Here is a 23,098-nt window from a genome sequence, read left to right on the forward strand (position 1 = left end):
GCGGGATATGTCCTTCACGACTTCTTTGCGATCCGCGCCGCCTTGTCCGCATCATACCACCAGATGAACGGGAAGCCCGACAGGCCGTATTTGGGCAATTCCGCCGGCCGGCCGAAGCGATCCCAGCGCGCGGTCCTTATCTTCGGATAATTCCATTGCGGTACGACGTAGTGATTCCACAGCAGCACCCGGTCGAGCGCCTTGGTTGCGGCGACGAGATCCTCGCGATCGGTGGCGTAGATCAGCCGTTCGATCAGCTTGTCGACCGCCGGATTCTTGATGCCGGTGATATTGCGCGACCCGGCGATATCGGCCGTTTTCGACGACCAGAACTCGCGCTGCTCGTTGCCCGGCGACTGCGATTCGCCCCACGAGTTGGTGACGATGTCGAAATCCCAGTCGCGCGTCCTGTTCTCGTATTGGGTCGGATCGACCGTACGCACGCTGACGGCGATGCCGAGCCGCTCCAGCGACGGCTTGTAGAACAACGTGACCCGCTCGAAGCTCGGATCCTGGTTCAGCAGTTCGACGGAGAACTGGGTGCCGCTCTTGACGTCGATCAGCTTGCGGTCGCGCACCTCGTAGCCGGCTTCCTTGAACAGGCGGAGCGCCTCACGCAGATTGTCGCGCACGGCCTCGGGATTGCCCCCGACCGGATTGGAATAAGGCGTCGTGAACACTTCGGGCGGCACTTGAGCGCGCACGGTCTCGAGGATTTCAAGCTCCTTGCCCTGCGGCAGGCCGGTTGCCATGAGCTCGTCGATGCCGTCGAAATAGCTGCTGATGCGCTTGTACTGACCGTAGAAGATCTGCTTGTTCATCTCCTCGAAGTCGAACGCATAATTGAGCGCACGGCGCACCCGCGGATCGCCGAACTTGGCGCGGCGCAGGTTCGGCACGAAGGCCTGCATGACGCCTGAACTGCGGTTGGCGAACTCCTCGAGGATCACCCGTTTCTCGGCCACGGCCGGGAAGTCGTAGGCGGTCGCCCAGCTCTTGGCGCTGTTCTCGGTGCGCCAATCGACCTGATCGGCCTTGAAGGCCTCGATCGCCACCGTGGCGTCGCGGAAATACTCGTAGCGCAGCTCGTCGAAATTGTTGCGCCCGACATTGGTGGCGAGGTCGCGGCCCCAATAATCCTGGACGCGCTCCAGCGCGATCGAGCGGCCGGCAACGAAGTCCTTGACGCGGTAGGGACCGCAACCAAGCGGGATCTCGAGCGTGGTGGCGGAGACATCGCGCTTGCGCCCTTGCGCGTCGGTGCCCTCCCACCAATGCCTCGGCAGCACGATGAGCTGCCCGACGATCTGCGGCAACTCGCGGTTACCAGGTGCGTCGAACACGAATTTCACCTCGCGCTCGCCGACCTTCTCGGCCTTCACCACATGGCTGTAATAGGCCGAGTACATCGGATGATGCTTCTTGAACGAATCGAGCGAGAAGATCACGTCCTCGGGGGTGACCGGCTTGCCGTCGTGCCATTTCGCCTCAGGCCGCAGGCGATAAGTGACGAAGGAAAAATCGTCCGGATGGCTGACGGCCTCGGCGAGCGCACCGTATTCGGTCGAGACTTCGTCGAGCGACGGCGTCGTGAGGGATTCGTAGATGAACGCGACGGCCCCGGCGACCTGGCCCTTCACGCCTGAGACCACGATGTTGAAATTGTCGAACGTCCCGACCGCGATCTGGCGCGCGACGCCGCCCTTGGGCGCGTCCGGATTGACGTAGTCGAAGCGCTTGAAGTCGGCGGGATACTTGATCTTTCCGAACAGCGACAGCGCATGGCGCCAGGGGAGTTCGACGGCCGATTGCGCCTCTGCCGCGCCGATGATGGGAATACCCGCCGCCGAGCCAAGAGCGGGAAGCGCAGCGACAGCCGCGCCGGTGAGCAGGAGATCGCGTCGGGTAATGGCCAAATCAATAGTCCTGTCTTGAAGGAGACTACTCCTTTAAGTTCCCAATATAGGCGAGGTTTCGACGGAATATGTTGCTTTTTCCTCATGTTGAAAGGCCGGGCGGCCTCTCAGATGCGGCCAAACGCCCCGATAACAACGCCGCGAGGCCTGGATATGGAAACGGCCAGGCTTTTGGGGCCCGGCCGCGTATTTTAGAGATGATGGACCGATAGGCCTTATTTTGCTGCGGTGGGCAGCGGCTTCGGGCTGTCGGAGAGGCTGTTCAGGTAGGCGATGACGTCCGCGCGCTCCGAGTCCTTCGGAATGCCGGCGAAGCCCATTGCGGTGCCGGGAACGGCGGCCTTCGGATTGGCGATGAACTTATTGAGCGCGTCGAAGTCCCAGGCGCCGCCCTTGCTCTTCATCGCAGCCGAGAAGTTGAAGCCGCCACGGCCCTCGCCGACGTGATCGCCAACGATGCCATAGAGGTTCGGACCGACGCGGTTCGGGCCGCCCTTCTCGAAGGTATGGCACGCGCCGCACTTCTTGGCGGCGGCAGCGCCCTTCTCGACGGAGGCGGTCTGGAGCAGCTTTTCGATCGGTTCGGAGGCGGCGGCCGCAGCACCCGCGCCGCCCTTGTCGCCGGCTTCTTCCTTCACCGCGATCTCGAAGCCCGGCTTTTCCGGCATCTTGGGCGAGAACAGCGCACTCGCGGTGAAGCTCGTCACCAACAGAATGAGACATGTGCCGAGCACGGCACCGAGAATCTTATTGAGTTCGAAAGAGTCCATTTCCGGCCAGGCCCCACACCGCAAGAAGGAATAAGCGGCCGGGCGGCCGCCAGGACGAGCCTCGGGAGAATCAGTCGTTCCTTATTGTTTCCCCGAGTTTTGCCATTCAGATATCGGTTTGCCCGGGGTCTGGCAACCCGTATAAGCGATGCGGCTTTCAGCCCATTCCCACCCGATTTCTTGAGGCGGAAAACGCCTCGTTTCCAGGCCTTTAAACCGATGATCGACCCCCGCATCCTGGTGCTGATCCCGGCCCGCATGGCCGCCACCCGCCTGCCCGGCAAGCCGCTCGCCGATATCGCGGGCCTGCCGATGATCGTGCATGTGATGCGGCGCGCCGAGGCCGCCGGCATCGGCCGGGTCGCGGTGGCAACCGATACCGCCGAGATCGCGTCGGTCGTGACCGCCCATGGCGGCGAGGCGGTGATGACCAGTCCCGCCCATCCCTCCGGCTCCGACCGTATCCATGAGGCCATGCAGAAGCTCGATCCGGACGGCAAGGCCGAGATCGTGGTCAATCTCCAGGGCGATTTCCCGACCATCACGGTCGACAATATCCGCGAGGTGCTGCCGCCGCTGCAAGATCCGGCCGTGGATATCGCCACGCTGGCCTCGCAGATCCACACCACGGAGGAGGACCTCGCCCCGAGCGTCGTCAAGGCGATCGGAACTTCGCTCGGCGGTCGCCGGATGCGCGCACTTTATTTCACCCGTGCCACCGCGCCGACCGGCGACGGGCCGCGCTACCACCATATCGGCCTCTATGCCTATCGCCGCGCTGCGCTCGAGCGCTATGTCTCCTTGCCGCCCTCGCCGCTGGAATTGCAGGAGAAGCTCGAGCAACTGCGCGCGCTGGAGGCCGGGATGCGGATCGACTTTACCATCGTCGACACCGTCCCGCGCGGGGTCGACACGCCGGCGGACCTCGAGACCGCTCGCGGCATCCTTTCCAAATCCTGAGCCGCTGCTACAAGGCCCGTCATGAGCAAGATGAAGATCGCATTCCAGGGCGAACCTGGCGCCAATTCCCACATCGCCATCGTCGAGGCCTATCCCGACGCCGAGCCGATGCCCTGCGCCACCTTCGAGGACGCACTGTCGGCGATCTCCTCGGGGGAGGCCGATCTCGGCATGATCCCGATCGAGAACTCGGTGGCGGGGCGCGTCGCCGACATCCATCATCTCTTGCCGGCCTCCGGCCTCTTCATCATCGGCGAATGGTTCTTGCCGGTCCGCCATCAGCTCATGGCGATCAAGGGCACCAAGCTGTCGGACATCAAGAGCGTCGAGAGCCACGTGCACGCGCTCGGCCAGTGCCGGCGCATCATCCGCAAGCTCGGCATCAAGCCGATCGTGCACGCCGACACCGCCGGCAGCGCCCGCGACATTTCCGAGCGCGGCGACAAGACGGTTGCCGCGATCGCCTCGCGCCTTGCGGCAAAAATCTATGGCCTCGACATCCTCGCCGAGGACATCGAGGACGAGGCCCACAACACCACGCGCTTCGTGGTGCTGGCGCGCGAGCCGAAATGGGCCGCGCCAGGCTCAGGCCCGCTAGTCACGACTTTTGTTTTCCGCGTGCGCAACCTGCCCGCTGCGCTCTACAAGGCGCTCGGCGGCTTTGCCACCAACGGCGTCAACATGACCAAGCTGGAAAGCTACATGGTCGACGGCAATTTCTTCGCGACGCAGTTTTACGCCGATGTCGATGGTCATCCCGAAGACAAGGGCCTGGCGTTCGCCATCGAGGAGTTGAAATTCTTCTCGCGGGAATTCCGCATCGTCGGCGTGTATCCGGGCCACCCGTTCCGCGCAACGTTCAGCGAAGCACAGGACTAGTCTCATGTCCTGGACGCGCGAAGCGCGAGCCGGGACCCAGGGGCTACAATTTCCGGACTGCGATGGGCCCCGGCTCTGCAGCGCACCGCTGAAGAAGCGCTGCGCGGCGTCCGGGGCAAGAGAGCAGCTTACGCCGCCCGCCTCGCCCGCCCGAATGCCTCGGCCAGCAGCGAATACGATTTCTTTCGCGCTTCGTGGTCGTAGACGGCGGTGATCACCATCAGCTCGTCCGGCTTGCTCGCCTCGATCAGCGGCTCCAGTTTCTTCTGCACCGTCGCTGGATTGCCGACGAACAGACGCGAGCGGTTGCGCGCGATCGAGACGCGTTCGGAATCCGCATAGGGATAGGCCAGTGCCTCCTCGACGCTCGGCAGCGGCAGATATTGACCGCGGTCGCGGCGCAGGCGGTTCAGATCGAAGGAGGTCGCGAGCTCTTCGGCTTCCTCATCGGTCTCCGCCGTGATGACGGCAACGGCGAGGATCGCATGCGGGCTTGCGCGCCAGGCCGAGGGCTGGAAGCGGTTGCGATAATGCACCATCGCGTCGATCGCATCATGGGACGCGAAATGATGGGCAAAGGCGAAGCCCATGCCGACCTGGGCTGCCAGTTCCGAGGAATAGTCGCTGGAGCCGAGCAGCCAGATCGGCGGCAGCTTGGTGTCTTCGGGCATCGCAACGACGTTGTGGTAGGGATGCCCCGCAGGGAATTCGCGGGTCTCCCACAGGATCAGCTCATGCAGCCGTTCCAGGAAATCGTCGCCCTCGCGGCGATCGAGCCGGCTGCGGAGCGCATAGGCGGTGGCCCCGTCGGTACCTGGCGCCCGGCCGAGGCCGAGATCGATCCGCCCCGGAAACAACGCCTCCAGCATCTTGAAGCGCTCGGCCACGACCAGCGGGGCGTGGTTGGGCAGCATCACGCCGCCGGAGCCGACCCGGATATGCTTCGTCACCGCCGCGATCTGTCCGATCATCACGTCGGGCGCCGGGCTTGCCACCGAGGCGAGGTTGTGGTGCTCGGCAAGCCAGTAGCGGACATAGCCGAGCCCATCGACATGGCGCGCCAAGTCGATGCTGTTGCGGAGCGCCGCGGCAGGCTTGGTGCCTGTGGTCACGACGGAAAGGTCGAGGACTGAGAGCGGGATCATGGCTGCTCAACGTAGTGGAGGCCGGCGCGGCGGCAATGGGCCAGCAGCGCAGATCTGGCGTGTGCGGGTCGAGAGGCCCCGCGGGCCCGGCAAGACATCGAGTTGGGACAATTGAAAAGATCGCAGAGCTACACTCACCCTGCCCACAACGAAATTAGAACCTTCTTGATCACCTTCGATAGAACCAATATATTGATATAGTTATATTAAATAGCAAATCTCCGGATTTCCCACTCAGGCCACTTGCATCGCAATATTCGGCACTACTTCACCTTAAGTGGGCGACTTCCCATCGCGGATGGGCTGTCGGGAGATCTGGCTTTGCCCTATCTTAAGTCCCTCCAAGCTAGATCCAACCGCGGCCGCCGGCCCGCTGGCCAGCCCCTGGAGTGAGTGGTGCCATGACCGATTTGACGACGCCTGTGACATCCGACGGTCCAAACGGGCGCCTTGCCGTGACACGGCCTGCGATTTCCTTCGAGTTCTTCCCGCCCAAGACCGAAGAGATGGAGCGCAATCTCTGGGAGACCATCAATCGGCTGGCGCCGCTCGATCCGAAATTCGTCTCGGTGACCTATGGCGCCGGCGGCTCGACCCGCGAGCGCACCCATTCCACCATCGCCCGCATCCTCAAGGAAACCTCGCTGCTGCCGGCTGCGCATCTGACCTGCGTCGGCGCCTCGCGTGGCGAGATCGACGAGATCGTCGACCGCTACCATGAGGTCGGCGTCCGCCACATCGTGGCCTTGCGCGGCGATCCCGTCGGCGGCATCGGCACGCCCTATTCCAGCCATCCCGAGGGCTATCAGAGCTCGGCTGACCTCGTTGCAGGGATCAAGAAGCGGCACGCCGACATCGAGGTCTCGGTTTCGGCCTATCCCGAGAAGCACCCGGAGGCGCGCGACTTCGACGCCGATATTGACACGCTTCAAGCAAAAGTCGACGCCGGCGCGACGCGCGCGATCACGCAAGTGTTCTTCGATAACGACCTCTACTTCCGCTACCTCGACCGGGTCCGCGCCCGCGGCATCGACATTCCGATCGTGCCGGGCATCATGCCCATGCACAATTTCAAGCAGGCGCGCAATTTCGTCACCCGTACCGGCACGACCGTGCCGGACTGGTTCGCCGCGAAGTTCGAAGGCCTCGATGAGGACGCGGAGACCCGCAAGCTGGTGGCCGCGACCGTCGCCGCCGGACAGGTGCAGAAGCTCGCCAAGCATGGCGTCGACACCTTCCATTTCTACACCATGAATCGCGCCGACCTCGTGTTCGCGATCAGCCACTTGCTCGGCATTCGCGCCAAGAGCGACCAGAAAGCTGCGTAAGAGAAAATGACCGTACCCGTTTCCGCCAAGCGAACCGCCCTGCTCGACGCCGCGCGCGAGCGCATTCTCGTGCTCGACGGCGCCATGGGCACGATGATCCAGAACCTGCAGCTCGACGAGGCCGCCTTTCGCGGCGAGCGCTTCAAGAATTTCCATCGCGATCTGCGCGGCAACAACGACCTCTTGATCCTGACCCAGCCGCAGGCGATCGAGGACATCCACGCCGCCTATTTGCGTGCCGGCGCCGACATCGTCGCGACCAATACCTTCTCGACCACCTCGATCGCGCAGGCCGATTACGACCTCACCGACATCGTCCACGAGATGGCGCGCGAAGGCGCCCGCCTCGCCGGCAATGCTGCAAGGCGCGTCGCCGCCGAAGACGGCAGGCCGCGCTTCGTCGCAGGCGCCATCGGCCCGACCAACCGCACCGCCTCGATCTCGCCTGACGTCGCCAACCCCGGCTACCGCGCCGTCACCTTCGACGATTTGCGCAAATCCTATGGCGAGCAGATCCGCGGCCTGATCGAGGGCGGCGTCGACCTGCTGCTGGTCGAGACCATCTTCGACACGCTCAACGCCAAGGCGGCGCTCTACGCCATCGCCGAGATCACCGAGGAACTCGGCATCGATATGCCCGTGATGGTCTCAGGCACCATCACGGACAAGTCGGGGCGCCTGCTCTCGGGCCAGATGCCGGAAGCGTTCTGGAATTCGGTGCGACACGCCAGGCCCATCACCATCGGCTTCAACTGCGCGCTCGGCGCGGAAGATTTGCGCGCGCATATCGCCGACATCGGCCGCGTCGCCGATACGCTGGTTTGCGCCTATCCGAACGCCGGCCTGCCCAACGAATTCGGCCAGTATGACGAGACGCCGGACTATATGGCCCGCCTGATCGGCGAGTTCGCGCGCGACGGCCTCGTCAACATCGTCGGCGGCTGCTGCGGCACTACGCCGGATCATATCGCGGCCATTGCCGCAGCCGTCGCCCCGCACAAGCCGCGCATCGTGCCTGAGATCGCACCACGCTTGCGCCTCTCCGGGCTCGAGCCGTTCGTGCTGACGGATGCGATTCCCTTCGTGAACGTCGGCGAGCGCACCAACGTCACCGGCTCGGCCCGCTTCCGCAAGCTGATCACATCAGGCGATTACACCGCGGCCCTTCAAGTGGCGCGCGACCAGGTCGAGAACGGCGCGCAGATCATCGACGTCAACATGGATGAGGGCCTGCTCGATTCGGAAGCCGCGATGGTGACCTTCCTCAACCTCGTTGCCGCCGAACCCGATATCGCGCGCGTCCCCGTGATGGTCGACTCGTCGAAGTTCGCGGTGATCGAGGCCGGCCTGAAATGCGTGCAGGGCAAGCCGGTCGTCAATTCGATCTCGATGAAGGAAGGCGAGGAGAAATTCATCCACGAGGCCAGGATCGCCCGCCGCCACGGCGCGGCCGTCGTGGTGATGGCGTTCGACGAGGCCGGCCAGGCCGACACGTTTGCGCGCAAGACCGATATCTGCAAGCGCGCCTACGACATCCTGGTGAACAAGGTCGGCTTCCCGCCCGAGGACATCATCTTCGATCCGAACATCTTCGCGATTGCGACCGGCATCGAGGAGCACAACAATTACGGCGTCGACTTCATCGAGGCGACGCGCTGGATCAGGCAGAACCTGCCTGGCGCGCACATCTCGGGCGGCGTCTCGAATTTGTCGTTCTCATTCCGCGGCAACGAGCCGGTGCGCGAGGCCATGCATTCGGTGTTCCTGTATCACGCCATCAAGGCCGGCATGGACATGGGCATCGTCAATGCCGGGCAGATGATCGTCTATGACGACATCGACCCCGAATTGCGGCAAGTGTGCGAGGACGTCGTCCTCAACCGCGACCCCGGTGCCTCCGAGCGCCTCCTGGCGCTCGCCGAGAAATTCCGCGGCAAGAAGACGGAAAGCAAGGAAGCCGATCTCGCCTGGCGCGAATGGCCGGTGGAGAAGCGGCTGTCGCATTCGCTGGTGCACGGCATCACCGAGTTCATCGAGCAGGACACCGAGGAAGCCCGCAAGACTTCCTCGCGGCCACTCGACGTGATCGAGGGGCCGCTGATGGCCGGCATGAACGTGGTCGGCGACCTCTTCGGCGAAGGCAAGATGTTCCTGCCGCAGGTGGTGAAATCCGCGCGCGTGATGAAGCAGGCGGTCGCCTGGCTCATGCCGTTCATGGAGGAGGAGAAGGCACGCAATCTCGCCAACGGCATCGGCACGGAGGGCTCGTCGTCCGCGGGCAAGATCGTGCTCGCGACCGTCAAGGGCGACGTCCACGACATCGGCAAGAACATCGTCGGCATCGTGCTCCAGTGCAACAATTTCGAGGTCATCGACCTCGGCGTGATGGTGCCGGCCGCCAAGATCGTCGAGACAGTGAAGGCGGAGAAGGCCGATATCGTCGGCCTCTCCGGCCTGATCACGCCCTCGCTCGACGAGATGGCGTTCTTCGCCGGCGAATTGCAGCGCGAAGGGTTGAAGCTGCCGCTCTTGATCGGCGGCGCCACCACGAGCCGCGTCCATACCGCGGTGAAGATCGACCCCAGCTATCGCGCCGGTCCCGTCGTCCACGTCAACGACGCCAGCCGTGCGGTCGGCGTCGCCTCCTCGCTGCTCTCGCCGGAGAAGCGCGAAGCCTATGCCGCCGAGGTGCGCGCCGAATATGCAAAGATCTCCGAGGCGCATCTGCGGGCGCAGGCCGACAAGAAGCGCCTGAAGCTGGCGGATGCCCGCGCCAACCGCGTGCCGGTCGACTTCGCCAGGAACAGGCCGGTGAAGCCGACCTTCCTCGGCATCAGGAGTTTCGACGATTACGATCTCGCCGAGCTGGTGCCGTATATCGACTGGACGCCGTTCTTCCAGACCTGGGAGCTCGCGGGCCGCTTCCCCGCCATCCTCGACGACGCCAAGGTCGGCGAGGTCGCGCGCTCGCTCTATGACGATGCGCGCAAGATGCTCGATACCATCGTCAAGGAAAAGTGGTTCCGGGCCCGCGCCACGATTGGCTTCTGGCCGGCGAATGCGCAAGGCGACGACATCGTGCTCTATGCCGACGAGAGCAGGACCAAGAGCATTGCGACGCTGCACACGCTGCGCCAGCAGCTGGAGAAGCGCGAGGGCCGTTTCAACGCGGCGCTGTCCGACTTCGTCGCGCCGGCGGGCGTGCCGGACTATGTCGGCGGCTTCGTGGTTACCGCCGGCATCGGCGAAGACGCCGTGGCTGATCGCTTCAAGATGGCCAATGACGACTACTCCTCGATCCTGTGCAAGGCGCTGGCCGACCGCCTTGCCGAGGCCTTCGCCGAGCGCATGCATGCCCGCGTCCGCCGCGAGTTCTGGGCCTATGCACCCGACGAAGCGCTGTCCAGCGAAGACCTGATCCTGGAAAAATATCAGGGCATCCGTCCCGCCCCCGGCTATCCTGCGCAGCCCGATCACACTGAGAAGGCGACGCTGTTCGAGCTGCTCGATGCGGAAGCGACCGCCGGCGTGAAGCTGACCGAGAGCTTTGCGATGTGGCCGGGCAGCAGCGTATCCGGGCTCTATTTTGCAAATCCCGAGAGCTATTATTTCGGCGTCGGCAAGATCGAGCGCGACCAGGTCGAGGATTACGCTGCACGCAAGGGCATGAGTGTGGCGGAGACCGAGCGCTGGCTCGCGCCGGTGCTGAACTACATCCCCTCGCAGCAGGCGAGCGACAAGGCCTTTGCCGCGACGCCCGCGAACGACGAGACCCGCGAGGATCTCGCCGCGCACCCGCCCGGCTGCACCTGCGCGGTGCATCTGGTCTGGCAGAAGAAGCGCGCGGGGGTGGGGTAACGCTTCCGAACGCGAAACGCGAAAACAACCCCATGCACAGTAGGGATGGGGGGTGACGGTGGTCGCGACTCTTCGGTCTTACCGAAAATCGCTTGTTCCGTCGGGCAAAACAGCTGTATAAGGGCAGGATCAGGTGTTGCGCGTGACGCTGGTCGCCCGGCCTATCGTCGTGAGATCGAGCGCGCACCCCGACCCTCGGTGTGTCGTCCCGGCGAAGGCCGGGACCCATCACCACAGGGAGTGGTCATGGAGCGACGCTGACAACTGCGAGCCTTCGCCAAACTACTGCTGCGGCGTATGGGTCCCGGCCCCCCGTGCGCAATTGCGCACTAGGCCGGGACGACGTTGGAGAAACAGCGGCAACTACCCCTTCGGCGGCGCCAGCGGCTGCACGATCTCCCTGAACGGCGCCAGCGCTTCGCAGCGTTCGGCGTGGACTGCGAGCGCCGGATAGCGTGCCGGATCGAACAAATCGGGGTGCGCCTCGCGAGTGAACCTGATGACGCAGGCGACCGCGATGTCGGCATGGCCGATGCGATTCCCCAGCCAATACGGCGTCGTTACCTTGGCGCGCTCGGCTTCGAGCACCCCAAGCACGTCGCCGATCTGCGCGCGGCAGCGCTCGACCCATAGCGCCAGCTGCTCCTTCCGCAGCACGCGCTCATAGAGCAGGCTGACCGCCTTGTCGCCGAGGCCTGAAGCGAGCGCGCAGATGCGCAAATGCCTCCGACGATCGACGCCGCTGCGCGGCAACATCGCCTTCTCAGGCCCGACGCGTTCGTCGAGATAATCCAGAATGATCGTGCTCTCGATCAGCGCCTCGCCGTCGTCGAGCACCAGGGTCGGCACCCGGCGCAGCGGATTGTAGGGCGCGATCTTGTCGGCATCGCCGAAGGTCGACCACGGCCTGTGCTCGAACGCGAGATCGTAGAACCGGAGCGCGATCGCGACACGGCGGACGAAGGGGGAATCATATTGGCCGATCAGGAACATGGTTCTCGCTCTTCTCCGTCGTTGGACAAGGCAGGGCCGATCAGTTTCCATGAACAGCTTGCAGCGTTGCAAGCAAAATCCCGGACATGGAGCATTGCGCTGGATGCAACGGCACCGGGACAGCGTCTCCCGAATGCGCTATCAAGGACACCATCATGACAGTGACATCAGACATCAATCGCGAGCGGATCGCGGCGACCGAGGCCGTCATCCGTCCGCATATCAGGCGCACGCCGCTCATTCAGGCCGATCTCGCCGATTTCGGGCTGCCGGCGGCACCCGTCACGTTCAAGCTCGAGATGCTGCAGCATTCCGGATCCTTCAAGGTGCGCGGCGCCTTCGCAAATCTGCTGCTGCGGCAGGTTCCCAAGGCTGGAATCGTCGCCGCCTCCGGCGGCAATCACGGCGCCGCGGCGGCCTATGCGGCGCAGCGACTCGGCATTCCCGCCACGATCTTCGTGCCCGACATCACCTCGCCGGCAAAGGCCGAGCGGATCAAGGGCTACGGCGCCAAGCTCGTCATCGCGGGCAACCGCTACGCCGATGCGCTCGCCGCAAGCGAGGCTCATGTCGCCCAGACCGGTGCGCTGGCCGTCCACGCCTATGACCAGACCGAGACCTTGCTTGGCCAAGGCAGCGTCGGGATGGAGCTGGAGCAGGACGCCCCCGGCATCGACACGCTGCTGGTGGCGGTCGGCGGGGGCGGACTGATCGGCGGCATTGCGGCATGGTACGCCGGCCGGACGCGCATCGTGGCAGTCGAGCCGGAGCAATCGCCGACCCTGCACACCGCATTCACGGCGGGCGAGCCCGTCGACGCACCGGCCGGCGGCCTCGCTGCCGACAGCCTCGCGCCAAAGCGCGTCGGCGCATTGATGTTTCCGATCGCGCGCGCCCATGTCGAGCAAGTCGTCCTGGTCAGCGACGAGGCGATCCGGCTAGCGCAAGCGGCGTTGTGGTCAAGCCTGCGCGTGGTGGCCGAGCCCGGTGGCGCAGCCGCCTTTGCCGCGCTGCTCTCCGGCCGCTATCGTCCCTCGCCCGGCGAAAGGGTTGCGGTGCTGGTCTGCGGCGCCAACACGACGGCGGTGAATTTCGACGGCTAACGGCGGGCGGTGACGGCCACGCTCCGTCATAGCTATTCGATGATCGGTACATGCCGCGCGGCATCGCGTGGCGCGGAGCCATCGAGGCGCGGATCATCGGCCACCTCGATCTGGCGGCGGAACGGGCGGAAGCCGGAGCGCTGGTAGAATGCGACGGCGGAGGGATGGTCGAGGGTGCAGGTGTGGACCCACACGCGGCGCACGTCGGCGGACCAGGCGCGCTCCAGCGCGCGGTTCATCAGGAAGCGGGCGGCGCCGCTGCCGATCAGGCTGGCCGTGACGCCGAAATAGACCAGCTCGCACTGGCCGGGCTCGCGGAAATCCAGCTCCAGCAGGCCCTCGTCGCGGCCGTCGACCACGAGTGAATAGACCTCGACATCAGGCGCCTGGATGATCGCGGCGAGTTCGGCGTCGGTCATGCGCAGCCGCGAGAACCACAGCCACTCCTCGCCGACGCGGCGGAAGAGGTCGCGGTACCAATCAAGCGCGAGCGCGTCGGCCTTGCGCAGGCTCCATGCACCGGGCGGATCGTCGCGGCGCGCAGGAGGTGCCGTCATCTCCAGATGCGTGACGACGGCGGCGATCTTGCCGGTGGGAATGTCGGAATAGCCGTCGGGAAGAGTCATTGCGGTTTCCTGTGGGGCTGAGCGCAGCCATACATTCTATGTCGTCCCGGCGAAGGCCGGGACCCTTAACCACCAATGCAGATTGCTTTGTGGAGCTGGAACGACGAGTCCCGTTCGCAAGATCTGCTGCGGAGTATGGGTCCCGGCCTTCGCCGGGACGACCTCGTCGAGAGGGGCGTACCCATAAGCGCTAACTTAACGTGCTTGCCGTGCCTTCGCCAACGCATGGCAGATGGCTCGATCTGATGGACTTCAGAATGTCCGATTTAGGTTGGTCAATCGCCCCCAACGGGGTAGTTGAAGGCCATGATGCCGTCTATAGCGACCCAACGTCTGATGCTCCGTACGCCGACAATAGACGATCTTCCCGGTTATTTGGCCTACCGCAATGAGCCGACATCCCTCGCCTCTCAGATGATGGACATGGTAGACGAGGAGAGCGCCCGTTCCTTCCTGTCCACCCAATCCCGGCTCAGCGATGACGCACCCGGCTGGAGGATGTTTTCCGTTGAGCGGCTTGGATACCCCGGGCTGATTGGCGAAGTCGGCATCTTCATTGCTGAAGCTGATCCTCAGCAGGGCGACATGGGCTGGTGGCTTCATTCGGACCATCGCAGACAGGGCTACGCAACCGAAGCGGCGAAAGCACTGGCCGAATGGTATTTTGCCGAACGTGGGCTGCATCGCGTCACGGCCAGTTGTCTTTCGACGAACGCAGCCTCCCGCAGCACGATGCGCAGGATTGGAATGCGTCTGGAAAGCCAGTCGATCGAAAGCCGATTCGGCGCCGGTCGCTGGCATGACGAGGTCGGATACGCCCTGTTGAAAAAGGAATGGGTTGTTATGAGGGATATGCCCCATACGGCCGCTCAGCCAAGCGGTCGGCGATAGGCACTCCTCTCGTCGACTATTGAGAAGGGGTTCCGTTGGCACCGACAGTCGCCTAACCGTGAAAACGACGGCTTGGCTGATGTAAAAGACCGGCACGATTGTCGACTCCATGCGGCGCCATGCCGAAAGCCGTCTGACCGGGTTTCACCAATGCCAGCTATGCAGCCTTGCGCAGGCTCCACGCGCCGGGCGGATCGTCGCGGCGCTGAGGAGGTGCCGTCATCTCCAGATGGGTGACGACGGCGGCGATCTTGCCGGTGGGAATGTCGGAATAGCCGTCGGGGAGAGTCATTGCGGTTTCCTGTGGGGCTGAGCGCAGCCATACATTCTATGTCGTCCCGGCGAAGGCCGGGACCCATAACCACCAATGCAGATTGCTTTGTGGAGCTGGAACGACGAGTCCCGCTCGCAAGATCTGCTGCGGAGTATGGGTCCCGGCCTTCGCCGGGACGACCTCGTCGAGACGGGCGTGCCTACCCCTCTCCCTCATCGCTCGCGAGCACGCCCTTCACGGCGCGCGCCCATCCCGCAAGCTTTCGCTCGCGCGTCGCCTCGCTCATGTTCGGCTTGAAGCGGTGCTCGAGGCGCCAATTGTCGGCGAACTTGGTCGGCTCGGGATAGACGCCGGCCTCGAGGCCGGCGAGATAGGCGGCGCCGAGCGCTGTGGTCTCCTGGATCACCGGGCGGTCGACCGGGGCGTCGAGGAGATCGGCGAGGCGCTGCATGGTCCAGTCCGACGCGGTCATGCCGCCATCGACACGCAGCACGACGCTGGCGACCTCCGAGCTCGGCCAGTCCGCGCGCATCGCGGCCCAGAGATCGAAAGTCTGGTAGCAGACGCTTTCAAGCGCGGCATGCGCGAGCTCGGCAGGTCCGGTGTTGCGGGTGAGGCCGAACAGCGCGCCGCGGACGCGCGGATTCCAGTAGGGCGCGCCCATGCCGACGAACGCGGGGACGAGGTAGACGCTCTGCATCGAGTCCGATTGGTCGGCGAGCGGGCCGGTCTCCGCCGCGTGCTTGATGATGCCGAGGCCGTCGCGCAGCCATTGCACCGCGCTGCCGGCAACGAAGATCGAGCCTTCGAGTGCGTAGGTGCGTTTGCCCCCGAGCTGATAGGCGATGGTGGTGAGCAGCTTGTTCTTGGAGACGACGGGCGTGGTGCCGGTGTTGAGCAGCGCGAAGCAGCCGGTGCCGTAGGTCGACTTCATCATGCCCGGGCGGAAGCAGGCCTGGCCGATGGTTGCAGCCTGCTGGTCGCCGGCGATGCCTGAAATGGCGATCGCGCCGCCGAACAGGTCCGGCGTGCTCTCGCCGAAGCGAGCGGACGAATCCTTCACCTCGGGGAGCATCGAGCGCGGCACGCCGATGATCTCCAACAGCTCGTCGTCCCATTGGCCGGTGTGGATGTTGAACAGCAGCGTGCGCGAGGCGTTGGTGGCATCGGTCGCGTGCACCTTGCCGCCGGTGAGGCGCCACAGCAGGTAGCAATCGACGGTGCCGAACATCAATTCGCCGCGGGCGGCGCGCGCCCGCGCGCCGGGGACGTGGTCGAGGATCCAGGCGACCTTGGTGCCGGAGAAATAGGGGTCGATGATCAGGCCGGTCTTCTGCGAGATCACGCCCTCGCGGCCGTCGGCCTTGAGCTTGGCGCAGATGTCGGCGGTGCGGCGGTCCTGCCAGACGATGGCGCGGTGCACGGCCTGCCCCGTGGCGCGATCCCACACCACGGTGGTCTCGCGCTGGTTGGTGATGCCGATCGCGGCGATGTCCTTGGCCGTGATGCCGGCCTGCTCGATCGCCTCGCGACACACCATCACGGTCGAGGTCCAGATGTCCTCCGGCTCGTGCTCGACCCAGCCCGAAGCCGGAAAATGCTGCGGAAACTCGGCTTGCGCCTTCGCCGCGATGGAAATATCGCCGCGAAACACGATCGCGCGCGAGGATGTGGTGCCCTGGTCGATGGCGAGGACGAAAGACATGGAAGCTTACCTTGGCGTTTTTCCCGGGAGGGTCATTGTGTCGCGCCAAAGGGAGCGGATTGGAGGCGGAAGGTCAATACCAGCGGCACCGCCTTGTTCACCTCGCCCGCTTGCGGGGAGAGGTCGGAATTTGCGCGAAGCGCGGATTCCGGGTGAGGGGGGTACAGGTCCCTCGCCGACCTCACACGCGGAGAGAAGCCCCTCACCCCAACCCTCTCCCCGCAAGAGCGGGGCGAGGGAGCAGACCGCGACTACACCGCGGCCGTCGTGACACCGCCGTCGATCACGATGGTCTGGCCGGTCATGAAGCTCGAGGCGTCGGAGGCGAGATAGGCCACGGCGCCGGCGATCTCGTCGGGTTCGCCGATGCGGCGCAGCGGCGTGGTGGCGGTGCGACGCTTGAGATTGGCTTCGTCTTCCCACAACGCGCGGGCGAAATCGGTCTTGACGAGACCCGGCGCGATGCAATTGACGCGGACGCCCTTCGGGCCCCATTCGCCGGCGAGCGAGCGGCACAACGCGAAGTCGGCGGCTTTCGAGATGCCGTAGGCGCCGATCACGGTCGAGCCGCGCAGGCCGCCGATCGAGGAGATGATGACGACGGAACCGGTGCCGCGCTCGGCCATCCCAGGAATCGCGAGCGCGGAGAGCCAGATGTTGCTCTTGACGTTCGAGCCCATGATCTTGTCGAAGGCTTCATCTGATATGTCGAGCAGCGGGCCGTAATAAGGATTCACCGCGGCGTTGCAGACCAGGATGTCAATCTTGCCATAGTGCCTGGTGGTATCAGAGATCAGCGCCTCGACCTCGTTCTTCCGCGCGATGTTGCAGGGGATGACGACGGCCTCGCCGCCCGCGGCATTGATGCCGTCGGCGACCTCCTTGCAGGCATCGGCCTTGCGCGATGACACCACGACCTTGGCCCCGAGTTTTGCGAGCAGCTCGGCCGAGGAGCGGCCGATGCCGCGGCTGGAGCCGGTGACCACGGCGACTTTTCCGGTGAGATCGAACGGGGTGTTTTTCATCGTTGTTGCCTCACTGCTTCGACTTGCTTCGCCGTCATGGCCGGGCTTGTCCCGGCCATCCACGTTCTTCACTTGCCGCCAAGACGTGGATGCCCGGGACAGGCCCGGGCATGACGATCTTTGTGCGGCTTCCACCTCGCAATGCGTAGCCTAGATCAACCCGCCCGAATCCGCGACGCGGCGCTGGTGGTAATCGGTGTCGCCGAAAGTGTTCTCGATCATGGTGAGGCGCTTGAAGTAGTGGCCGATTTTGGCCTCCATGGTCATGCCGATGCCGCCGTGGAGCTGGATCGACTGCTGGCCGACGAATTTCAGCGACTTGCCGATCTGCACCTTGGCCGCGGCAATGGCGTTGCTGCGCTCCTTGGCGTCCTCGAAATCGTTCGCCATGGTCGCGAACATCGACATCGAGCGGGCCTGTTCGGTGGCGACGAACATGTCGGAGGCGCGGTGCTGCAACGACTGGAACGAGCCGATCGCGACGCCGAACTGTTTTCGCGTCTTGATGTATTCGACCGTGGTCTTCAGCGATTCGTCCATCAGGCCGACCGCTTCGGCACAGAGCGCGACGCGGGCCTCATCCACCACGCGCTCGATCAGGGCGAGCGAATCATCGGGATTGCCAATCGCCGCATCCGCACCCACCTCGACACCGGTGAAGGTGATGTCGGCGGCGTGCAGGCCGTCCTGGGTCGGGTAGGACTTCTTCGTCACGCCCTTGGCATCGGCCGGCACCAGGAACACGCCGATGCCTGTGGTATCGCGGCGGCTACCCTTGGTGCGTGCCGTGACGATGAGGGTGTCCGCATTCTCGCCGTTGAGCACGACGAATTTCTCGCCGTCGATGATCCAACCGTCACCCTTCTTCTTCGCGGTGGTGGCGACGTCGAACAAATCGTAGCGCGAGTTCTTCTCGAGCTGGGCGAACGCGAGCGTCTTGCTGCCGTCGACGATCCCTGGCACATGCGCGGCCTTCTGCGCATCGCTGCCGGCGTGACGCAGGAAGCCGCCGCCGATCACGACCGTCGCCAGATACGGCTCGAGCACGAGCGCCTTGCCGAGCGCTTCCATCACGATCATGGTCTCGACGCCGCCGCCGCCGAAGCCGCCATCGGCCTCGCTGAAGGGCAGACCGAGCAGGCCCTGCTCGGCAAGCTTGAGCCAGACGGCTTTGCTCCAGCCGCCCTTCTCCTTCATGTATTTCTTGCGGCTCTCGAAATCGTAGGAATCGGTCAGCAGGCCGTCGATGCTGTCCTTGAGGAGCCGTTGCTCCTCGGTCAGGTCAAAATCCATTTTTCTATACTCTCCCGGTGTCTGTTGTCGTCATGCCCGGCCTTGTGCCGGGCATCCACGTTCTTCGTGCCGCTAGGCGTGGATGGCCGGGTCATCCGTGCGAAGACGCGCTTCGCGCTTTAGCCCGGCCATGACGGCGAGTGTGCGGTGACGGTGCGGGATCACAGCCCCAGCACCGCCTTGGCGATGATGTTGCGCTGAATCTCGTTGGAGCCGCCGTAGATCGAGACCTTGCGGTTGTTGAAGTAGCTCGGCGCGATCTGGGCGGTCCAGTCCATGGCTTCGTTGGAGCCGTCGTCGCCGTGCACATCGTAGGGCGCGGCGAACGGGCCGATCACTTCCATGAGCAGCTCGGTGGTGGTCTGCTGGATCTCGGAGCCCTTGATCTTGAGCACCGAGGAGGCTGGATTGGGCTTGCCCTTGCCGTGCTTGCCTTCGTCGGCGACGACGCGAAGCTGCGTCAGCTCGAGCGCCTTCAGCTCGATCTCGCAGGCCGCGAGCTTCTCGCGGAAGGCTGCGTCCTGGATGATCGGCTTGCCTGATGATTCGACCTTGCCAGCGAGATCGCGGATGCGGCGCAGCCGCTCCTTGGAGACGCCGACCCGCGCGATGCCGGTGCGCTCGTTGCCGAGCAGGAATTTCGCGTAATCCCAGCCCTTGTTCTCCTCGCCGATCAGGTTCTCGACGGGAACCTCGACGTCGTCGAAGAAGACCTCGTTGACCTCATGGCCGCCGTCGATGGTCTGGATCGGGCGCACGGTGACGCCCTTCGACTTCATCGGGAACACGATGAAGGAAATGCCCATCTGCTTCTTCGCCGACGCATCGGTGCGGCAGAGGCAGAAGATCATGTCGGCGTGCTGGGCGAGCGTGGTCCAGGTCTTCTGGCCATTGATGATCCACTTGTCGCCACGGCGCTCGGCCTTGGTCTTGAGCGAAGCGAGGTCAGAGCCCGAGCCCGGCTCGGAAAAGCCCTGGCACCACCAATCGTCGACATTGGCGATGCGCGGCAAATACTTCTTCTTCTGCTCTTCGTTGCCGAAGGTGTAGATGACCGGACCGACCATGCTGACGCCGAAGGCGAGCGGCTGCGGCGCCGGATAGGACTGCAGCTCCTCGTTGAAGATGTAGTGCTGCACGCTGGTCCAGCCGGTGCCGCCATATTGCTTCGGCCAGTGGCTGACGCCCCAGCCCTTCTTGTTGAGGATGCGCCACCACGTCACCATCTCGTCCTTCGACAGATGACGGCCCTCGACCAGCTTGCGCCGCGTATCCGGCGGCACGTTGTCGCGGAAGAATGCCCGCACTTCCTCGCGAAACGCCTGTTCTTCTTTCGTGAATGCGAGATCCATCGGATCCTCCCTTAGAATTATTGCAATACTTCGAACAATCCCGCCGCGCCCATGCCGCCGCCGACGCACATGGTGACGACGGCGTATTTCGCCTTGCGACGACGGCCTTCGATCAAAGCGTGGCCGGTCAGGCGCGCGCCCGACATGCCATAGGGATGACCGACCGCGATGGCGCCGCCATCGACGTTGATCTTCTCGGGGTCGATGCCGAGCTTGTCGCGGCAATAGAGCACCTGGACCGCGAAGGCCTCGTTGAGCTCCCAGAGGCCGATATCGTCGACCGTGAGGCCATGGCGCTTCAAGAGGCGCGGCACGGCGAAAACGGGGCCGATGCCCATCTCGTCAGGCTCGCAGCCGGCGGAGACGAAGCCGCGGAAGATGCCGAGCGGCTTGAGGCCGCGCTTGGCCGCTTCCTTGTCGCTCATGATCACGCTCGCGCTCGCGCCATCGGAGAGCTGGCTGGCATTGCCGGCGGTGATCGAGAAACCTTCACCGCGTACCGGCTTGAGGCCGGCAAGGCCTTCGATCGTGGTCTCGGGGCGCGGGCCTTCGTCCTGCGCCAGCGTGACCTCCTTCATCGAGACGGTGCCGGTCGCCTTATCGGTCACAGCCATCTGGGTCGTGATCGGCGCGATCTCGTCCTTGAACTTGCCGCCCTGCTGGGCCGCGGCGGTGCGGCGCTGGCTCTCGAGAGAATATTCGTCCTGCTTCTCGCGCGAGATGCCGTAGCGCTTGGCGACGACTTCCGCGGTGTCGATCATGGGCATGTAGACCTCGCCCTTGATCTTGAGCAGCGCCGGGTCCTGGGCGTGGAAGCCGTTCATCTTGTCGTTCTGCACGAGGCTGATCGACTCGCCGCCGCCGCCGACCGCGATCTCGACACCGTCGAAGATCACCGAGCGCGCGGCCAGCGCGATCGCCTGCAGGCCGGAGGCGCATTGCCTATCGATGGTGGTGCCGGCGACGGTCACCGGCAGGCCGGCGCGAAGCAGCGCCTTGCGCGCGATGTTGCCGCCGGTCGCGCCCTGCTGGAGCGCCGCGCCCATCACGACGTCCTCGATCTCGTTCGGATCGACCTTTGCGCGCGCGACGGCTTCGCCGATGGCATGGCCGAGCAGCGTGGCGCCCTCGGTGGCGTTGAGCATGCCGCGATAGGCCTTGCCGATCGGGGTGCGGGCGGTGGAAACGATGACGGCGTCGGTCAAGAGCGACCTCCTGATGCATGGGGGGTGGATTGTGATGGTTTCCGTTGCTGGCGCAGTTCGTGGCGCGACAGCTTGCCGACCGGCGTGCGCGGCAGATCGTCGACGAACTCGACCTCCGCCGGCATCTCGTGCTTGCCGATCTTCCCGGTCAGCTGCGCGCGCAGCTCGTCGAGCGAGAACGGCTTTGCGTCCGGCTTCAGCTTGATGAAGGCTTTTGCTGCTTCGCCGCGGTACGGGTCGGGAATGCCGAGCACGATCACGTCGTGCACGCCGGATACGGTGTAGATCGCCTGCTCGATCATCTGCGGATAGACGTTGAAGCCGCCTGAGATGATCATGTCCTTCTTGCGATCGACCAGGAAGAAATAGCCGTCGGCGTCGACATAGCCGATGTCGCCGGTGAGGAAGCGGCCGTCGACGAAGGCCTCGGCGGATCCCGTCGGCTTGTTCCAATAGCCTTTGGTGACGTTCGGGCCCTTGATGCGGATCTCGCCGACTTCGTTCGGCGGCAGCACCTTGGTCGGGTCTTCCAGCGAGACGACATCGAGCTCGATGCCAGGCAGCATCAGCCCGATCGAGCCGGGCTTGTCGGGACCTGTGGGCGGATGGCCGGTGCCGGGCGAGCAGGTCTCGGTCATGCCCCAGCCGCTCTTCAGCTTCTTGCCGACCTTGCGCTCGAAAAAGCTCGCGACCTCGACCGGCAGCGGCGCGCCGCCGGAGCCGATGGCGTTGAGCGAGGAGAAGTCGCGCTTGTCCAGATCAGGCAGCGCGGCGATCGCGATCCACATCGTCGGCACACCGGGGAAATAGGTCGCGCGCTTGACCTCGATATCGCGCATCACGGCTTCGACGTCGAAGCGCTGGTGCAGCGAGATCAGATTGCCGCGGCGCAGCGAGGACAGCAGCACGACGGTGAGCGCGTAGATGTGGAACAGCGGCAGCACGCAGATCACCCGCTCGACGACGTCGCCGCGGGCCGCGCGGGCCGGCTTGCCCCAGACATCGTAGATCGACACCGCCGAGGTGAGATTGCCGTGCGTCAGCATGGCGCCCTTGGGCAGACCGGTGGTGCCGCCGGTATATTGCAGCAGCGCGACGTCATCGACCGCCACGGCCGGCCACTCTGCCGGCAGCGGCGCGCCTTCGACAAAGGCCTTGAAGGTGACGATGCGGGGATCATCGGGGATCACCGCCTGCGGCGTGCCGATCTTGCCCCAATGATCGTCCTCGCAGACGACGAGGCGGTCGATCAGCCCCTTCTGCAGAAATTTCAGCGCGGTCGGCAGCAGGGCTTGAAGGTTCGAGGTCACCAGCAGGCGCGAGCCGGAATCCGACACCTTGTGCGTCAAGGCGATCTCACCGTCGAGCGGCGACAGGTGCGCGACGCGGGCGCCTGCCTTCAGCGCGCCGAAGAAATTGACGGGGTGGTCGGGCGTGTTGCCGAGGAACAGCGCCACGGAAGTGTTCTTGCCGCAACCGGCCCGCAGGAACGCCGCCGCCGCGCGCTCGGCCATTGCGGCGAGCTCGGTGTAGGTGATCGGGGAATCGCGAAACTCCAGCGCGGTACGCGAGCCGTAAGTCGCTGCGGCCGTCGAGAGCAGATCGGGCAGCGTGCCCTGGACGATGGTGTCGTCCCAATGCACGCCCTCGGGGTAAAACTGTTCGCCGGGATGGGTCATTAATGCTTGTCACTCTGTGCTGCGCGGACAGCAATTCCACGTAAGGCGGGCACCTGTGGTCGGGCTCCTTCCCCCCCTTGTGGGGGAGGGTCAGGG

The 23,098-nt window shown here is 64.6% G+C and carries 17 protein-coding genes and 1 pseudogene; 6 read left to right on the plus strand and 12 right to left on the minus strand.

All coding sequences use genetic code 11. The features are described 5' to 3' along the window. Positions 1-14: 14 nt before the first annotated feature. On the minus strand, positions 15-1,916 hold the full coding sequence (locus G8O24_RS18325) for an ABC transporter substrate-binding protein (RefSeq protein ID WP_188101640.1): 1,902 nt from the start codon (positions 1,914-1,916) through the stop codon (positions 15-17). Between the two features lie 215 nt (positions 1,917-2,131). Further along, positions 2,132-2,686, minus strand: coding sequence for a c-type cytochrome (locus G8O24_RS18330; protein ID WP_188101642.1), 555 nt, complete (start codon positions 2,684-2,686; stop codon positions 2,132-2,134). 219 nt (positions 2,687-2,905) lie between these two features. Between G8O24_RS18330 and G8O24_RS18335 the strand changes: the two genes are divergently transcribed. Together G8O24_RS18335 and G8O24_RS18340 are read left to right on the plus strand one after the other, a co-directional pair. Beyond that, on the plus strand, positions 2,906-3,646 hold the full coding sequence (locus tag G8O24_RS18335) for a 3-deoxy-manno-octulosonate cytidylyltransferase (RefSeq protein WP_188101644.1): 741 nt from the start codon (positions 2,906-2,908) through the stop codon (positions 3,644-3,646). Between the two features lie 21 nt (positions 3,647-3,667). Next, positions 3,668-4,525: a prephenate dehydratase gene (locus G8O24_RS18340; protein WP_188101646.1), complete on the plus strand. Its 858-nt coding sequence runs from the start codon at positions 3,668-3,670 to the stop codon at positions 4,523-4,525. Positions 4,526-4,653: 128 nt separating this feature from the next. Here the strand turns inward: G8O24_RS18340 and G8O24_RS18345 are convergent, their stop codons facing one another. Further along, complete coding sequence (locus tag G8O24_RS18345) at positions 4,654-5,670, minus strand: LLM class flavin-dependent oxidoreductase (protein WP_188101648.1); 1,017 nt, start codon at positions 5,668-5,670, stop codon at positions 4,654-4,656. Between the two features lie 401 nt (positions 5,671-6,071). Here G8O24_RS18345 and metF point away from each other — a divergent pair, with 401 nt between their 5' ends. Both metF and metH read left to right on the plus strand, forming a co-directional pair. Then, complete coding sequence (gene metF / locus G8O24_RS18350) at positions 6,072-6,998, plus strand: methylenetetrahydrofolate reductase [NAD(P)H] (protein ID WP_188101650.1); 927 nt, start codon at positions 6,072-6,074, stop codon at positions 6,996-6,998. 6 nt (positions 6,999-7,004) lie between these two features. Then, positions 7,005-10,856 (plus strand): methionine synthase, encoded by a 3,852-nt coding sequence (metH, locus tag G8O24_RS18355; RefSeq protein ID WP_188101651.1) that lies wholly within the window; start codon positions 7,005-7,007, stop codon positions 10,854-10,856. 363 nt (positions 10,857-11,219) lie between these two features. Here the strand turns inward: metH and G8O24_RS18360 are convergent, their stop codons facing one another. Further along, positions 11,220-11,849 carry a glutathione S-transferase family protein gene (locus G8O24_RS18360; RefSeq protein ID WP_188101653.1) on the minus strand — a complete coding sequence of 210 codons (630 nt, stop codon included), beginning with the start codon at positions 11,847-11,849 and terminating at the stop codon, positions 11,220-11,222. A gap of 155 nt (positions 11,850-12,004) precedes the next feature. Here G8O24_RS18360 and G8O24_RS18365 point away from each other — a divergent pair, with 155 nt between their 5' ends. Then, positions 12,005-12,952 carry a threonine/serine dehydratase gene (locus G8O24_RS18365; protein ID WP_188101655.1) on the plus strand — a complete coding sequence of 316 codons (948 nt, stop codon included), beginning with the start codon at positions 12,005-12,007 and terminating at the stop codon, positions 12,950-12,952. A 32-nt stretch (positions 12,953-12,984) separates the two neighbouring features. Here the strand turns inward: G8O24_RS18365 and G8O24_RS18370 are convergent, their stop codons facing one another. Further along, positions 12,985-13,578, minus strand: coding sequence for a GNAT family N-acetyltransferase (locus tag G8O24_RS18370; protein WP_188101657.1), 594 nt, complete (start codon positions 13,576-13,578; stop codon positions 12,985-12,987). Between the two features lie 336 nt (positions 13,579-13,914). On the opposite strand from G8O24_RS18370, the gene G8O24_RS18375 reads away from it, so the two are divergent. Next, complete coding sequence (locus tag G8O24_RS18375) at positions 13,915-14,469, plus strand: GNAT family N-acetyltransferase (protein WP_188101659.1); 555 nt, start codon at positions 13,915-13,917, stop codon at positions 14,467-14,469. Positions 14,470-14,635: 166 nt separating this feature from the next. Here G8O24_RS18375 and G8O24_RS18380 read toward each other — a convergent pair. The 7 genes and pseudogenes from G8O24_RS18380 to pimA form a co-directional block, all read right to left on the minus strand. Next, a pseudogene (locus G8O24_RS18380) lies at positions 14,636-14,761 on the minus strand (GNAT family N-acetyltransferase); the annotation flags it as partial. Positions 14,762-14,942: 181 nt separating this feature from the next. Next, positions 14,943-16,448, minus strand: coding sequence for a glycerol kinase GlpK (gene glpK / locus G8O24_RS18385; RefSeq protein ID WP_188101660.1), 1,506 nt, complete (start codon positions 16,446-16,448; stop codon positions 14,943-14,945). A gap of 251 nt (positions 16,449-16,699) precedes the next feature. After that, complete coding sequence (locus tag G8O24_RS18390) at positions 16,700-17,473, minus strand: SDR family NAD(P)-dependent oxidoreductase (protein ID WP_188101662.1); 774 nt, start codon at positions 17,471-17,473, stop codon at positions 16,700-16,702. A gap of 150 nt (positions 17,474-17,623) precedes the next feature. Further along, positions 17,624-18,766, minus strand: a complete 1,143-nt coding sequence (gene pimD / locus G8O24_RS18395; protein ID WP_188101664.1) for a pimeloyl-CoA dehydrogenase small subunit — start codon at positions 18,764-18,766, stop codon at positions 17,624-17,626. Positions 18,767-18,927: 161 nt separating this feature from the next. Continuing rightward, a complete protein-coding gene (gene pimC / locus G8O24_RS18400) occupies positions 18,928-20,118 on the minus strand; it encodes a pimeloyl-CoA dehydrogenase large subunit (protein ID WP_188101666.1) in 1,191 nt (396 codons plus the stop codon). A gap of 17 nt (positions 20,119-20,135) precedes the next feature. Beyond that, the gene (locus tag G8O24_RS18405; protein ID WP_188101667.1) at positions 20,136-21,323 is read right to left on the minus strand and encodes an acetyl-CoA C-acyltransferase; all 1,188 of its coding nucleotides are present in this window, start codon (positions 21,321-21,323) and stop codon (positions 20,136-20,138) included. Then, positions 21,320-23,002: a dicarboxylate--CoA ligase PimA gene (gene pimA / locus G8O24_RS18410; RefSeq protein ID WP_188101669.1), complete on the minus strand. Its 1,683-nt coding sequence runs from the start codon at positions 23,000-23,002 to the stop codon at positions 21,320-21,322. Before pimA ends, G8O24_RS18405 begins: the two co-directional genes overlap by 4 nt. Between the last annotated feature and the right edge of the window lie 96 nt (positions 23,003-23,098).

The sequence above is a fragment of the Bradyrhizobium campsiandrae genome (assembly GCF_014529705.1).
GTDB classification, from domain to species: Bacteria; Pseudomonadota; Alphaproteobacteria; order Rhizobiales; family Xanthobacteraceae; genus Bradyrhizobium; species Bradyrhizobium campsiandrae.